The 15,063-nt window shown below is 53.3% G+C and carries 12 protein-coding genes; 3 read left to right on the top strand and 9 right to left on the bottom strand.

The window, feature by feature from the left end:
• Positions 1 to 13 precede the first annotated feature (13 nt).
• Together GRI39_RS05110 and GRI39_RS05115 are read right to left on the bottom strand one after the other, a co-directional pair.
• Complete coding sequence (locus GRI39_RS05110) at positions 14 to 991, bottom strand: FecR family protein (RefSeq protein ID WP_160738657.1); 978 nt, start codon at positions 989 to 991, stop codon at positions 14 to 16.
• Between the two features lie 6 nt (positions 992 to 997).
• Positions 998 to 1,495, bottom strand: a complete 498-nt coding sequence (locus GRI39_RS05115) for a sigma-70 family RNA polymerase sigma factor (RefSeq protein WP_160738658.1) — start codon at positions 1,493 to 1,495, stop codon at positions 998 to 1,000.
• Between the two features lie 206 nt (positions 1,496 to 1,701).
• Between GRI39_RS05115 and GRI39_RS05120 the strand changes: the two genes are divergently transcribed.
• Complete coding sequence (locus GRI39_RS05120; RefSeq protein WP_160738659.1) at positions 1,702 to 3,798, top strand: right-handed parallel beta-helix repeat-containing protein; 2,097 nt, start codon at positions 1,702 to 1,704, stop codon at positions 3,796 to 3,798.
• 76 nt (positions 3,799 to 3,874) lie between these two features.
• Here GRI39_RS05120 and GRI39_RS05125 read toward each other — a convergent pair whose 3' ends face one another.
• Entirely contained in the window at positions 3,875 to 4,693 is an 819-nt protein-coding gene (locus GRI39_RS05125) for a hypothetical protein (RefSeq protein ID WP_211371459.1), read from the bottom strand.
• 186 nt (positions 4,694 to 4,879) lie between these two features.
• Here GRI39_RS05125 and GRI39_RS05130 point away from each other — a divergent pair, with 186 nt between their 5' ends.
• Both GRI39_RS05130 and GRI39_RS05135 read left to right on the top strand, forming a co-directional pair.
• A complete protein-coding gene (locus tag GRI39_RS05130) occupies positions 4,880 to 6,133 on the top strand; it encodes an Nramp family divalent metal transporter (protein ID WP_160738661.1) in 1,254 nt (417 codons plus the stop codon).
• A 41-nt stretch (positions 6,134 to 6,174) separates the two neighbouring features.
• On the top strand, positions 6,175 to 7,245 hold the full coding sequence (locus GRI39_RS05135) for a PA0069 family radical SAM protein (RefSeq protein WP_160738662.1): 1,071 nt from the start codon (positions 6,175 to 6,177) through the stop codon (positions 7,243 to 7,245).
• 19 nt (positions 7,246 to 7,264) lie between these two features.
• Here GRI39_RS05135 and GRI39_RS05140 read toward each other — a convergent pair whose 3' ends face one another.
• The 6 genes from GRI39_RS05140 to def all read right to left on the bottom strand — a co-directional run bounded on the left by GRI39_RS05140 (position 7,265) and on the right by def (position 14,986).
• A complete protein-coding gene (locus GRI39_RS05140) occupies positions 7,265 to 8,167 on the bottom strand; it encodes a CHAD domain-containing protein (RefSeq protein ID WP_160738663.1) in 903 nt (300 codons plus the stop codon).
• A 98-nt stretch (positions 8,168 to 8,265) separates the two neighbouring features.
• Complete coding sequence (dnaE, locus tag GRI39_RS05145; RefSeq protein WP_160738664.1) at positions 8,266 to 11,736, bottom strand: DNA polymerase III subunit alpha; 3,471 nt, start codon at positions 11,734 to 11,736, stop codon at positions 8,266 to 8,268.
• A gap of 160 nt (positions 11,737 to 11,896) precedes the next feature.
• Positions 11,897 to 12,172: a hypothetical protein gene (locus GRI39_RS05150; RefSeq protein WP_160738665.1), complete on the bottom strand. Its 276-nt coding sequence runs from the start codon at positions 12,170 to 12,172 to the stop codon at positions 11,897 to 11,899.
• A gap of 75 nt (positions 12,173 to 12,247) precedes the next feature.
• Positions 12,248 to 12,931, bottom strand: a complete 684-nt coding sequence (locus GRI39_RS05155) for an ABC transporter ATP-binding protein (protein ID WP_160739204.1) — start codon at positions 12,929 to 12,931, stop codon at positions 12,248 to 12,250.
• Between the two features lie 7 nt (positions 12,932 to 12,938).
• A complete protein-coding gene (locus tag GRI39_RS05160; protein WP_160738666.1) occupies positions 12,939 to 14,180 on the bottom strand; it encodes a lipoprotein-releasing ABC transporter permease subunit in 1,242 nt (413 codons plus the stop codon).
• A gap of 236 nt (positions 14,181 to 14,416) precedes the next feature.
• Positions 14,417 to 14,986, bottom strand: coding sequence for a peptide deformylase (def, locus tag GRI39_RS05165; RefSeq protein WP_160738667.1), 570 nt, complete (start codon positions 14,984 to 14,986; stop codon positions 14,417 to 14,419).
• Positions 14,987 to 15,063 lie beyond the last annotated feature (77 nt).

Genomic DNA, 15,063 nt, shown 5'->3' on the forward strand with positions numbered 1-15,063 from the left:
GCCCCCCTTTGGGCTACTGTTTCGAGAGAACGAAGGCATTATCGCGCTTCGTCACTTTGAAATGATACAGCGTCCCCAGACTTTCGAGCACAAGATCGGGATCAGACAGACGAAACCGTCCAGCAGCCGGGATAGTTAACAGCCCGGCATCCTCAACCCGGATTTGCCGATCAGTCCAGCGCTGCAGGCGCGGGATAATCTCTCCCAAGGACATATTCTGAGCTTCAAGCCAACCATCCTCCCAACTGGTCGCGGTCGCCTTCTCGATAGCCAGAGGTTGCGAAACATAGCTATCCATCAGCGATGCACGATGCGATGCTGTAACGACGACCGCGCGATCCGCATAGTCTAGCGGCTCCAGACGCACTTTTCCGCGCTCAACTTCCAGATCTAAGCTCTTGTTATTGAGCGCGAGATCAAAACGGGTACCCAACACGGTCGCCCGTCCCTCAGCAGCGATCACCGTAAATGGACGTGCTGGATCATGGGTGACATCGAATAGTGCTTCACCCGCCTCAAGCGTAATATTGCGTTGTTCGTCTGAGATTTGCGCGGAGATACGGCTCGCACCGTTGAGTATGACTGTCGAACCATCAGCCAAAACCACCTCGCGCGTTTGCCCGGCTGCGGTGGTGAAGACCTGGCCCTCCGGGTGGAGATAGGGCCATGCGAAGGTCAATATCGCAACTAGGCTCGCAGCCACAGCGCCAAATAATCCGGTACGATTCCAGAAAGTCGACTGGCGTTCTTTGGCCGAATATGGACTGGTTTCATCCCACCATGGCCATTCCTGAGCGGCAGTGAGTTGCAGTCCCTGCGTCACTGCATCTTCCATGCAGGTTGCCCAGAGCGCGTCAAACCGTTCCCGGCGGCCTGGTGATCCGTCGAGCCATTCTTTGAATTCAATAACATCCACCATATTGTTCATATGGCGAGCAACCCACAGCGCAGCTTCCTCATCTTCGCTGTAGTGCGAATTTGTGTAACTCATGTGATCTTACGCATGCCCTTCAAGGATTGACAGTTCCTTATGCAGGGCAAGAACTGCGCGGGCAACATGTGTATCGACGGCCGCTGGCGAGATGTTCAGTTCTGAAGCAACTTCTTTCGCAGATTTTCCATGCAGGCGACGCATGATGAACACTTTGCGCCGCTGTTCAGGCATTCGGGCGATAATGGCAGAAACCTGTTCCGCCCGCTCCCGATGCAGCAAAACATGTTCTTGGGACGGTGTTTCTGTCGCGATCTCCGGCTCGTTCGCAATCGGGCTATAAGGCCGACGGCGATTGCTGCGCACATGGTCAACGATCAGATTACGGGCGATCGTATTGATCATCGCCCCAACATTGGCGAGTGCTCCAGCGCGATATTTCGAGAGCTTGAGAAAGCTATCCTGAACAATATCCTCGCTTGCATGGTGATCGCCCAAACTCCGATACGCCTGCGCATAGACTTCCCTTCTAAGCAGGCGATACGTCGTTTCATCGAAATTCACGGTGCGGCCCCATTTGCGTAGCTGATGCGCCTTTACTGTGAGGCGATTACAGCTTGATGACGAGCAGCAGGGCTCCAGTTCCACGGTAATCTCATCTCATTGCAATCTTAGCGAACGCGTTTAGATTAAATGTCTGACAAAAGGGGCTGAGGCGAGAGGTTGGGTTATTTGCTGGACCGCGATCTCATTTCACCTGGGAGATGACGATGCACAGATTGCGACCGGCTGACCTGACAATATTACTGCTGATGATCGCCACACCTGCCAGCGCTCAGCTAGGTCCCTTCCCTGCAATCCCCACAGCGCCGCCGCATGTTGAACCAGAACACCACCGAATTGTCATTCCCAACCGGCCCGATCCGATACCTGTGATTTTGCACCTATCCCCGGATGGATCAATTGATGGTGATGGCTCTGCTGAACATCCCTTTGTGAGCTTCGAACAAGCACAAAAAGCAGTTCGCCAATTCAGCCAAAGCCATGACGTAACAGTTCAAATCGCCAGCGGCACCTATCCTCTCACTGCCCCCTTGCGGTTCACCGCCGATGATGGTGGTCAGCACGGATTTACTGTCCGCTGGGAAGGTGCAAGCGGCTCTTATCCTGCTCTCTCCGGAGGCGTGACGGTAAGCGGGTGGACGCTTGCAGACCCCGAGCTGGGCATCTGGCAAGCGCGCATTCCCCAAGGAACCAACCCTCGACAACTCAGCGTCAACGGACGCCTTGCACAGCGTGCGCGCGTGGAAATTCCCCGCAACGCGGTCGAATTTCATCCATGGGGGTTACTGATTAAAGACGATCAGTGGAAAACGCTTGCCGCTCTACCTGATCAGCGCCGGATCGAAGTTGAGGGAATGAGTTGGTTCACCCATCGTCATGCGATGGTGGAGCGGATCGAAGCTGACCGTATCATCATGCAGCAGCCAGGGTGGCGCAACAATCTCATTGGATATGATACTTTTGCCCGGCCAGTTTCGGCTGACGTAGCCCGGATGTTTCTGGTCAACGCCCTCGCCTTTCTGCGTGAACCTGGCCAATGGTATGCTGATCCTCGCGCTGGGACCCTGTATTACAAGCCACATGCCGGAGAAGATATGCGACAGGCAGAAATTGTGCTGCCTCGGCTTGAGTATTTGATCTCTATTGCTGGCACCTATGATCGCCCAGTCCGCGATCTGCAATTTCGCGGCCTGTCCTTTCAGCATACAAGCTGGCTCCAACCCTCTGGCCCTGAAGGGTATGCCAGCCAACAAAGTGGTGCCTATCTCGCGGGAGAAATCTCTGATTATCCCACCAATCCGATCCGCGACTGCAGTTGGGGATGCCCTGCCTTCGAAGCGAGGCGCAACCACTGGAGCCAACAACCGGCCGCTGTTCAAATAGCAGCAGCCACTCGCATAGTGTTTGACGATAACCACTTCGGACAATTGGGGCAGGTAGCCCTCGGCATCGGCAATAACGCCGATGCCAACGAAAGCGGGATTGGTCTTGGCACCTCAGCCATCGAAGTAACCGACAACGAATTTGCAGATCTTGCAGGCGGTGCCATCATGGTTGGCGGAATAGAGCCAAATGCCCACCACCCTACGCTACCCGTCATGGGTCTGCGTGACATACTGATCCGCAACAACCGCATCACCAATATCTCGCATGACTATAAGGAACAGTCTGCCATCCTGGTGACCTATGCTTCCGGAACGCTGATCCTCAATAATAATGTGTCTGATACGCCCTATGATGGGATTGATGTAGGCTGGGGATGGGGCGCCAATGACCCAGGCGGTAGCGCAGAATATTGGCGCCAGCAGCGCAGCTATTACGACATGCCGGGCAATCATGTCTATGATACGCCCACCACCCTGCGCGACACTGTCATCATGGGCAATCGCGTCTCGCGCGTAAAGCAATGGTTTCCTGATGGTGGCGCCATCTATCACCTCTCTGCTGATCCAGACTCGCTCATCGCAGAAAACTACATCTCAGATGTCAAAGGATCAGGAGGCATCGCCATCTATCTCGACGAAGGCTCACGCTATGTAACCGTTCGCGACAATGTGATCGATGATGTGGGCGGTGTGTGGCTGAACCTCAATTCACAGGATCACATCGCACCAAAACGCACGGCGATGGATAATCTGGCAACTGGCAATTGGTATAATTCAGGGCGACTACAAGGAAACTGGACCGACTACCTGAACAATCGGGCATTCGATAATGTCGCAGTCGAGGGTGCGGCCTGGCCTGAAAAAGCCCGAAAAATTATTGAGCGTAGCGGTATTCGCAACGAAGAAGCCAAGCCATGAACAGCAGCCATAGAACACCCTCGCTTTTCACACTTAATATTTGAGCATTATCCGCCGAATCCGCCGACGGCTGCCCTCAGAAAACGAACTGCATGTTCCAGGCAACCACACCGCCTTGAACCGCAAGGCTCAATTGCTGGAAAAGCTTGGTGTGTTGCGGAGATTCAGAGAGCAGAAATTTGGTCATGCCATAGTGGAGCAGACCGCCCACCGCTTTGTAGCCAACAACCACGATGGGCGAAGGATCTTTTCCCAAAATAGGGTTCTTTTCATGATGCCCGTCATTTGAGAGCAACGCCACAGTCTGCACAGCATCAATGAGATTGAGTGTCTGGAAAGCGTATTCATAGACCTTCACGTCATTCCAGCGAACACGGTCCTTTTCGCCTTCCACCACAACCGGCGGTTCCATCGCTTCAGGCAAATTTGCAAGCTCAGCTTGTTGATTTTCCGGCATCGCGTAAGCGATCCGATCTGGAAAACTGCGCAGAACACTGTCAGTAACTTCACGCCTTTCAAGCTGAGCCTTGTCAAATGTCATCGCGGCTGAATACGTCTTGCGCCCAGTATACCCTCCCGACGGACGGTTCATTTCCGAAAGGTCGAAATCATTAATATTCTGAGCCACTAAGACAGGCTCAAAACGTGGCTCTACCTGTTTAAACACCGTGTGGCCTGCATCCTTGGCAGGACTAACCGCCGCGACCGGCAGCATCGCTGAAGGCCGTTCCGCAAAACCGGTGATCTGCAAAGATGCAATGTGATCATCGTTTGCAGCATAGGCTGGCTGGGCAGAGATCAGGCACAACGCAGAAGTTGCCCCTACGAGCGAGAGCAGCGACCGATAGCGCATTGCTCCAGCACGATCTGACAGGATGAAAGTCTTCGACATCATAATTCCCCGTTTTCGAGGCGCACAAAAAGCTGTGCGCAGAACGGGAAATTAGAAATTCATCATAAGGTTAATGCTCATGCATCCACCCGTATTGCTACGAAATCCGGGCGGCATGAAGCTTAACAAGCTGTGTATTGCTCAGCTGGGACATGTGGTGCAAAATGGCTTGTTCGTGGGAGATTGGCAATGAAACAGCAGGAAGGTAAAGCTTTAACCATTCGCAAAAGCTGGCGTCAGATCGGCCCCGGAATTGTTGTTGCAGCCACAGGTGTTGGCGCAGGAGACCTTGTTGCGACGCTGATTGCCGGTTCGCGGTTTGGATATGCTCTTTTGTGGGCCGCTGTCCTTGGCTGTGTGGTAAAAATTGCTCTCTCGGAGGGTTCAGCGCGCTATCATCTGGCAACTGGCTCGACCATTTTAGCGGGCTGGAAAATTCTGGGTCGATGGACGAGCTGGTATTTCGGGGCTTACGTCATCTTGTGGGGCTTCATTTATGGCGCCACAGCAATGAGCGCCACAGCCCTCCCCCTCACCGCACTCTTCCCCATTATCCCGCTTCCTGCATGGGCCGTCATCACCGGGCTCACAGGTTTCTTCTTTGTCCTGCTCAATCGCTATGAAACTTTTGAACTGGTCATGAAATTTATGGTTGGGACCATGTTCATCATCATGGTGAGCCTTGCCATTCTGGTTACTCCTAGCCTGCCCGATATCCTCTCAGGCCTGACATTTTCCCTTCCTGAAGGCGCATTGTTTTACACACTTGGCCTGATTGGCGGTGTCGGCGGGACAGTGACCACCGCAGCCTATGGCTATTGGGTACAGGTCAAAGGGTGGAACGGACCACGCTGGATTCCCCTGATGCGACTGGACAACGCCACGGCCTACATCGTGACCGGGATATTCGTGATCGCCATGCTGATTGTTGGCGCTGAATTGCTCTATTCAGCAGGTATTGCACTGGAAAAAGGTGACAGAGGTTTGCTCGACCTTTCCAATGTTCTCGAAGCACGCTTTGGCAGCACAATTGCCATCGGCTTCCTCATTGGCTTTGCGGCTACTGCACTCTCTTCTGTATTCGGCGTGTGGCATGGAATGAGCCTGTTTTTCGCTGATTGGTATTACCACATGAAAGGGCAGGGCGAGGCCCTCTCCTCGGAACGGGAAAAAACGCCTGCTTTCAAAGCCTATCTTTTTTGGCTGACCTTCCCACCAATGATCCTCTTATTTGCCGGGCGGCCATTTTTACTGGTTATTGCTTACGGAGCGTTTGGTGCGCTCTTCATGCCTTTTCTCGCGGTAACCTTGATCCTGCTACTCAACTCCAAAGCGGTGCCGGAAGAGGCGCGTAATGGCTGGCTTGCCAATGTCGTTTTGGCCGGATCTTCCATCTTGTTTGTGGTGCTGGCTGGTCAACAATTGTGGCAATTGTTTAACTGACTACCCTTGCGAATTTGTTCTCTTTATGTTCTAATCGAGTAATGCCAATACATCGTGGTAGAGCAGCGACTCACAATCGCCAAAGCACACGCTTTTCTATTCCTGAAACGGAAGCTGATGGCGATTGGCTGGACATCCAAGAAACTATTGATGGCCCCAGCCCCAAGTTGCGCACGCAAGTGACAGAGGAATTTCCGCGAACGATCCTCAGCTTCAACACTTCCCCAGATATTGGTTTTGACCGCTCGATCAATGCCTATCGCGGCTGCGAACATGGCTGCATCTACTGCTATGCTCGTCCCAGCCATGCCTGGCATGACCTGTCACCAGGACTGGATTTCGAAACCAAGCTCTTTGCCAAACCCAAGGCCGCCGAACTGCTGCGTAAAGCTTTTGCCAACAAACGCTATATTCCGCGCCCCATCGCGATGGGCACAAACACCGACCCTTACCAACCCATCGAAGGGCGCTATCACATTACACGGCAAGTTCTGGAGACTTGCCTTGCAGCACGCCATCCGGTGACCATCACGACGAAGTCTGATCGTGTTTTGCGCGATATCGATCTGTTGCGGGCCCTGGCAGAACAAAGGCTGACGGCAGTCGCTGTCTCGATCACCAGCCTTGATGCAAAACTATCGCAATTGCTTGAACCTCGAGCCGCTTCACCAGAAAAACGCCTTGTAGCTCTTCAAAAGCTGACAAACGCTGGCATTCCTACACACTGTTCCATCGCGCCTGTCATCCCCTCGATCACGGATGAATATTTGGAAGCGATCATCGCTAGGGCGGCAGAAGCCGGTGTCAGCTCAGCAGGCTGGATTGCGATACGCTTGCCCCATGAAGTCGCACCCTTGTTCAGAGAATGGCTAGAGACCCACTTCCCCGACAGAGCAGGTAAAGTCATGGCGATCATCCGCTCAATCCGCCAAGGCCGCGACAATGACCCCCGATTTGGTGCCAGAATGCGACCGACCGGGGTTTGGGCAGAACTTTTTCGAACGCGCTTTCGCCTTGCATGCAAAAGATCTGGCCTCGGAAGGCCAAAGTTCGATCTCGATTGCAGCCAGTTCCGGCGACCATCAGAGGAAGGGCAGATGGAGCTTTTCTGAGAATTGTGACGAACGCGCCTTATCGGGCGTTGTGGTCCCAATTATCCCACAGCTTGTGCCAATCTTCGACCAGATGCTGAGGCTTGTGCGCGAAAAGTTTTCCGCCTGTCCGGCTGATCTTTGCCTCCTGCACAATACGTTGCCGCTTGGCGAGGATCAGAACAACCTCCACATCCGCTTCGGAACCGTAGATCTGAGGGTCTTTCCTGAGCTTTTCTTCAAACAAAATCAGATCGTTATGTTCGCCCAACAATTTCCCTAGCTTACGCGCCTGGCTGGCACGCTCGGACATGAAATCGGGAGATATGGAGCGCAGAAGCCGCGCGTGATGGCGGTGGCACTTCGCCCATTTACGCAGCTCTTCATAAGCCTCCATCTGGGATGTTTCTTTCACCTTGCCAAACGCATCCCAAGCTTTCTGATAGCTTGAAAGCAATCCCCAAGACACTGCATCCCAACCATCAGCATCCACTTGCCAATGCGTAACGCGGTCTCGTGCCTTCCGCAAATGGTCACTACATGCCGCTAACCGGGCATCGACATCCATACGGCTTATTTCAGCTTCGCGTTCGGCCCGGAAATGCTCGCCGATGGTCTTGAAGGCTTCGCGATCAAGTTCTTTGCCATAGGTCACGACGAGCCGGGCATAGGCCTCCTGCATCTTATGCGAATAGCGCAAGTCACCAATCAGCTTCGCAATATCACCGAACGCCCTGTTTTCTTTTGTGAAATTCGGGAATACAGGCTCGACAAGCCTGAGCAATGCACGCAGCTTCTTACATCTTTTGCGAACCGCATAGATAACATCGGCATCATCATCGCCGCTATCGATAGAGGCAATTGCCTTATCGATCTGTTCCCGCGCAATACGGCGAACACCCTTTTGAGCCGTGCGATCCTTGCGGCGGAAGCGATAGGCCATCGTTCACCAATTTCCTGCAATTGCTGGGCAAATTTGATTATCGCAATGCTCTATAGCACCGCGTTGATCGGTCGCAAAGTTTGGGCATATTTCCATAATCAGGCCACCAGCTTAAGGTTTGCCGATCCAGTTCGGGTGGTCAGGGAGACATTCGCTAAACCGGGCACTTCCGAAAGCTTTTCGGCCAGCTCACCATCAATCGCAAAATCCGCCCCAAGCCGTAAGAGTGGGTCTGAAGGGCCATCGCTCAAACGCAGACGCACCAACACTTCACCGCGTCCCTTATCACCCTCTTGCAGTGCGAGGCGCAATTCTTGCAAAGCCTCAACCGATGCGACTTCAAGCGTGAGCCGCATTCTGGCCGCACTTGTAACTTGGTCCAGCGGCTGCGCGCCGCGAATGGTCACACGGGGCGGTTCATCCATGCTGGGGCTGTCCAGCTCGACAGTCAGCAGAACACAGGCGCCTTCCGCAGCCCATTTCTGGAATGGCTCGACCATGTTTTCTTCAAAACAGGCAGCACTGAACTGACCTGAGCTATCGGAGAAATCAGCCCGAACAAAGTCCTTGCCGCGCTTGGTTTTTCCCTTGCTCGCGCCTTCAACCATGGCAGCCATCACAGCTTGCGTACGCCCACCGGCAACGCCGCCGCTCATAATGCTGGCATAGCTACGCGCACCATTGCCTGACGCCACAGCGCGATATTGTTCCACCGGATGTGCAGCAAAGTAAAATCCAAAAACGTCCTTTTCCATCGCCATTTGTGCATTACGGCTCAGCGGCTCAGCGTCCACCAGGCGCAGATCTGGCTCAGCATGATCGTCACCTCCAAACAGCCCCCCCTGCCCGCTGCTTCTCTCACGTTCAGATGCCTCAGCCACGGCAAGTAGCATATCAGCATTGGCCAGAACCTTCGCCCTGTTCGGTTCAAACTGATCGAACGCCCCTGCCCCTGCCAAACCTTCCAACTGGCGGCGATTCATCGCCCCCGGCGGCATACGTTTGAAGATATCTTCGAGCGACGCAAACAGGCCATTCTTTTCCCGCTCGGCGACAACTGCATCCATCGCCTTTTCGCCGACATTACGCAAACCGGCGAGACCATATCTTACAGCATGGCCATGCTGGGTCTGTTGGACGATATACTCCGCTTCGGACTGGTTCATGTCCGGTGGAAGAATAGCGATATCGTTCTTGCGCATATCATCGACATAGATTGCCAGCTTTTCAGACTGATGCATGTCGAAACACATAGCTGCGGCGTAGAATTCTTCCGGGTAATGGGTCTTCAGCCAGGCCGTCTGATAAGATAGCAAAGCATAGGCCGCAGCGTGGGACTTGTTAAAACCATAGCCTGCAAATTTGTCGATCAAATCGAACAGTTCATTGGCCTTGTTCTTTTCAATCCCGGACAATTCCTTGCAACCGTCGCAGAAGCGGGTGCGCTGTGCGTCCATTTCTGCCTGAATTTTCTTCCCCATGGCACGGCGCAAAAGGTCTGCATCGCCGAGAGAATAGCCCGCAAGGATCTGCGCGGCCTGCATGACCTGTTCCTGATAGACGAAGATCCCATAGGTTTCCTCCAGAATACCGGCCAGCTTTTCATGCGGATATTCAATGGCGACTTCGCCGTTCTTGCGCTTCCCGAACAGCGGAATATTGTCCATCGGACCTGGCCGATAGAGCGAAACAAGCGCAATAATATCCTCAAATTTCGTTGGCTTGACCGCCGCAAGGGTACGCCGCATCCCTTCAGATTCCAACTGAAAGACACCCACAGTATCGCCGCGTTTCAGCAGCCCGAACACATCCGGGTCATCCATGGGGATTTGCGCCAGATCGACTTCAATCCCGCGACGGCCCAACAAATCAAGGGCTTTGCGAAGAACGGAAAGCGTCTTGAGGCCCAAAAAGTCGAACTTCACCAGCCCCGTATCTTCGACATATTTCATGTCGAATTGAGTAACCGGCATGTCTGAACGCGGGTCACGGTATAGCGGAACGAGTTGATTAAGCGGGCGATCACCAATCACCACACCGGCGGCATGGGTAGAGCTATTGCGCGGAAACCCTTCCAATTGCTTGGCGAGATCAATCAGCCGCCTTACGTCGTCATTATTATCATACTCACGTCTGAAATCTGTCGCACCATTCAGTGCGCGCTCCAACGTCCAAGGGTCAGTGGGATGGTTTGGCACCATCTTTGTAAGACGATCGACCTGGCCATAAGGCATTTGCAAAATGCGCCCTGTATCGCGCAAAACAGCACGCGCCTTAAGCTTACCAAAGGTGATGATCTGCGCCACATGGTCATGGCCATATTTGTTCTGCACATAACGGATGACTTCACCGCGACGGGTTTCACAAAAGTCGATATCGAAGTCAGGCATCGAAACACGTTCGGGGTTGAGAAACCGTTCAAACAGCAATCCCAGCTTCAACGGGTCAAGGTCAGTAATCGTCAGCGCCCAGGCGACCAGTGAGCCTGCACCCGAACCACGTCCTGGCCCAACCGGAATCCCTTGCGCCTTGGCCCATTTGATAAAGTCAGCAACGATCAGAAAATAGCCGGGAAACCCCATGCTGACGATAACGTCAATTTCATATTGAAGCCGCTTTTCATAAACTTCGCGCTCTTCAGCCGAGAAATTTTCATAGGCTTCAAGACGCTTGGCAAGGCCACGCCTTGCGTCATCACCAAGCATTTTCTCTTCACCTTCCCGGTCTCCAGCCAGACTGGGTAAAATAGGTTTCCGGCGGGGTGGAGCAAAGGCGCACCGCTGTGCGATCACCAGCGTATTCATCAAGCCTTCGGGAATATCCGCGAAGTCTTCCTCCATCTTTTCTGCCGTTTTCACAAAAGCTTCCGGTTCGGAATGCGGGCGCTCTTCAGTGTCCACATGAGTGGAATTGGCGATACAGAGCATAGCGTCATGCGCTGCATGCATGTGGGGTTCGGCAAAGTTGGCGGGATTGGTTGCCACCAGTGGTAGCTCACGAGAGTAGGCCAGATTGATGAGTGCTTCTTCCGCGCCATCAGACACTGGATTACCGCGACGTTCTATCTCGACATATAAGCGGCCCGGAAAATACTCGATCAACTTTTCAGCGATTTCTTCAGCGTGATTGCGCTGTTCCTCTGCATAGAGCTTGGTGATCGCGCCTTCACTACCCCCGGTCAGCGCAATCAAACCATCCGTATGCCCTTCCAGCTCACTGTAAAGGACATGGGGTTCAAGTTCGAGAGGACGTTCAAGATGGGCCTTGCTGACCAAATAGCAGAGGTTATTCCATCCTGCATCATCCTGAGCGTACAGCGGAAGATAGTCGATCGCATAGCTATCCCCGCGCGAAACGCCGAGCAATGTGCCTATGATTGGTTGAATGCCTTCTTTCTGACAGGCTGCTGCAAAAGCGGAAGATCCATAAAGTCCGTTGCGGTCGCAGATGGCAATCGCCGGAAACCCCCGCTGCTTGGCAAGCTTGGCAATATCTTTGGGATCAATCGCACCCTCCAGCATGGAGTAGGAGGACATGATGCGTAAGGGAACGAAAGGGGCATGAGGCATAAGGGTAATTTGCGACCCGCAGCGACTTCAATCAAGAGATACGTAATGTGCTCTGGGGAAAACCCTGTCAGTTTCCTGCGATTTCAGCGGTTTTCAGCAAACAAATGAAAAAGGCGGCACATCACTGCACCGCCTTTATTCATGTTCTACCGCAGAGAGTTTAGCCGGGAAAATCCGACCGTGCCGCAAGAGCCATAATTTCACTCAATTCGAGGCGGTGATCGCCTGCTTTCTGAATGACAAAATCCGCGCGGTGTTCTTCTGGCATCTGGGTGATCCGCTTTACCATCTCGGCAAGTGTTCCACGATACAGGGCTTTCATTCCGTCGAGCAAACCACGGCCATCATCAACTTTATGGATTGAGGCGCGATCGTCCCAGTCGATGTCAGAGCCCTCGCTAGGCCCCGCGTTGAAAGTGCTGGGATGGTCGGTCATCACTTATTCCTTCTACCTTTTGTGCCGCTTGAAGGGGCATTTTATACGTTGTTACTATAAAATTGGGACTGAACGCTAGGTCAGAACGCCTTCGTGAAGCCTCAGCACACGATCCATGCGCTTAGCCAACCGCTCATTATGAGTTGCTACCAGTGCAGCACTGCCTTGCACTCTTACAAGGTCAAGAAACTGTTCCAGAACCTTATCCGCTGTTGCTTCATCAAGGTTACCGGTGGGTTCATCCGCGAGAACCAATTTGGGTTTGTTCGCCAAAGCCCGCCCTACGGCAACACGCTGCTGTTCACCGCCTGAAAGCTGGCTTGGGCGATGTGAAAGACGCTGCCCCAACCCCAGTTTTTCGAGTAGGTTTGCAGCACTCTCCTCAGCATCACCACGCTTAACGCCAGCCACTAACTGAGGAAGAACCACGTTCTCCAGTGCTGTAAAATCAGCCAGCAAGTGATGGAATTGATAGACAAATCCAAGATGGTTGCGACGTAGAGCCGTGCGATCATCGCCGGAGAGCTTGCTGGCATCAATACCCGCGATCTCAATGGTTCCGCCAAAACCGCCTTCCAGCAGCCCGACCGCTTGCAACATCGTGGATTTGCCGGAACCGGACGGGCCCAGCAATGCGACGATTTCACCTGGCTGGATGGTCAGATTAACGCCGCGAAGCACATCGATCTTCGCTCCGCCCTGCACAAATGATCGCGTGAGGTTAACAAGATTGACGACCGGTTTTCCGGCAGAATTCATAGGAAAATCATTCATATCGCAGCACCTGAACAGGGTCCGTGCTCGCGGCCTTCATAGCCGGGTACAGCGTGGCGAGGAAGCTCAGCACCAAAGCCATGGCTGTAATCGCAATCACTTCAGTCGGATCAGTGCGCGAAGGCAAAGTGGTGAGGAAACGAATTTCCGGGTTCCAAAGGTTTTGCCCGGTTACGATTTCCATGAAATGCACGATCCCCTGGCGAAAATACAGCACAATGAAACCAAGACAGAGGCCCGCGGCCGTGCCGATGGCGCCGATTACAAAGCCTGTTGTGACAAATATCTTGAGCAGCGAACGTCTCGTCGCCCCCATGGTTCGCAGGATCGCAATATCGCGGGTTTTGGCCCGAACAAGCATGATGAGCGAGGACAGAATATTGAAAACCGCCACCAGAACGATGATCGAGAGCACGAAGAACATCGCCACGCGCTCTACCTCAAGTGCTTGAAAAAGCGACCCGTTTATCTCTTTCCAGTTTGACACCACCGCCTGGCCAGCCAGCTTGCTCTTGAGCGGAGCGAGGGTTTGATCAACCGTATCTGGATTGACTGTCTTGACCTCAATCATGCCGATTGAATTGCCTGTCAGCAGCAATGTCTGCGCATTGGGGATCGGCATAACCACGAAGGATTGGTCATAATCATAGACCCCGATCTCGAAAATTGCCGTGATCTTGTAGCCAATCTGGCGCGGAACCGTACCAAATGGCGTGGACCGGCCCATCGGATTAATGATCGTGATCGTATCGCCCACCGTGGCACCAAGGTTCATGGCGAGGCGCGAGCCAATAGCCACGTTGTTCTCACCCGGCTTCAACGTGGACAGATCACCGCTGACAACTTTATCACTCAGACGATTGATATCGGCCTGCGTATTCCCGCGAATAAGCACCGCTTCAACACGGCCGTTGAAGCTTCCAAGCAGAGGCTGTTCAATGAGCGGAGAGGCTCTGACAACGCCGGGAGTCTTGCGGACATCCTCTAGCACATTTTCCCAATCATCGAGCCTTCCACCATAGGCCTGAATGATCGCATGGCCGTTCAGGCCCACAATCTTATCAAGGAGTTCCGCGCGAAAACCGTTCATCACGCTCATCACGATCACGAGTGCGGCAACACCCAGCATAACGGCTGCAAGACTGATGCCCGCCACCAGCGTGATAAATGCTTCGCCCCTGCCGGGCAGCATATATCGCTTGGCGATAGTCCATTCAAAAGGGGAGAGGATCAAACGACTGGCTTTGCGTTGTTTTCAGGAATTTCGAAGGTCTGGTTTAGGGTGTCAAACGTGCAGTGGCAACTGCTTTGCAAGTGCTATGCCCCGTCCTGCTTGAAGGGGTGCTGAACAGCACATAAAAGCGCCTGAACAGAACCTAAAGGGCTTGAGAATGTGCTGAACATACAGCGCATATAACAAAAGCGGGGGACATTATATCCCCCGCCCTTCACATTTCAAAATCGGTAAAATCAGGCCGCCGCTTTACGCAGCTTCTCAAGCTTCTTGAGCGCCATGCTCCGCTTTAGACGGGAAAGATGGTCGATGAACAAAATGCCTTCGAGATGATCCATTTCATGTTGGATGCAGGTGGCCATCAGGCCATCCAGATCTTCTTCATGAGTTTTCCCATCAAGATCCTGATAGCGCACACGGCAGGTTGCCGGACGATCCACATCGGCATAAATTTCAGGGACTGACAGGCAGCCTTCCTGATAGACTTTATGTTCCTCGCTGGGATCGAGAATTTCAGGATTGATGAAGGTGCGCGGGTTTTTAATCACCGGAGTATGGTCATGCCCGCAACCGTGATCGTGGCACTGTTCCGGCTCTGCATCGGGATCGGGTTCTTGCAGATCGATCACCAGCACACGCAGCGGCACACCCACCTGGATAGCAGCAAGGCCGATCCCGGGTGCATCATACATCGTTTCAAACATATCTTCGACAAGCGCCTTCAACTCATCGTCGAAAGTCTCAACGGGTTTGGACACGGTTTTGAGCCGGGGATCCGGCACTTCCAGGATTTCACGTATAGCCATGGCTGACAAGATAATGCGCACAAGTCAAACGCGCAAGCGGCTGGAGAGCAAAGCCTTGTTGATGGCATCGCCCAAAG

Origin of the sequence: Altericroceibacterium indicum, from assembly GCF_009828105.1 — a bacterium.
GTDB lineage: Bacteria > Pseudomonadota > Alphaproteobacteria > Sphingomonadales > Sphingomonadaceae > Altericroceibacterium > Altericroceibacterium indicum.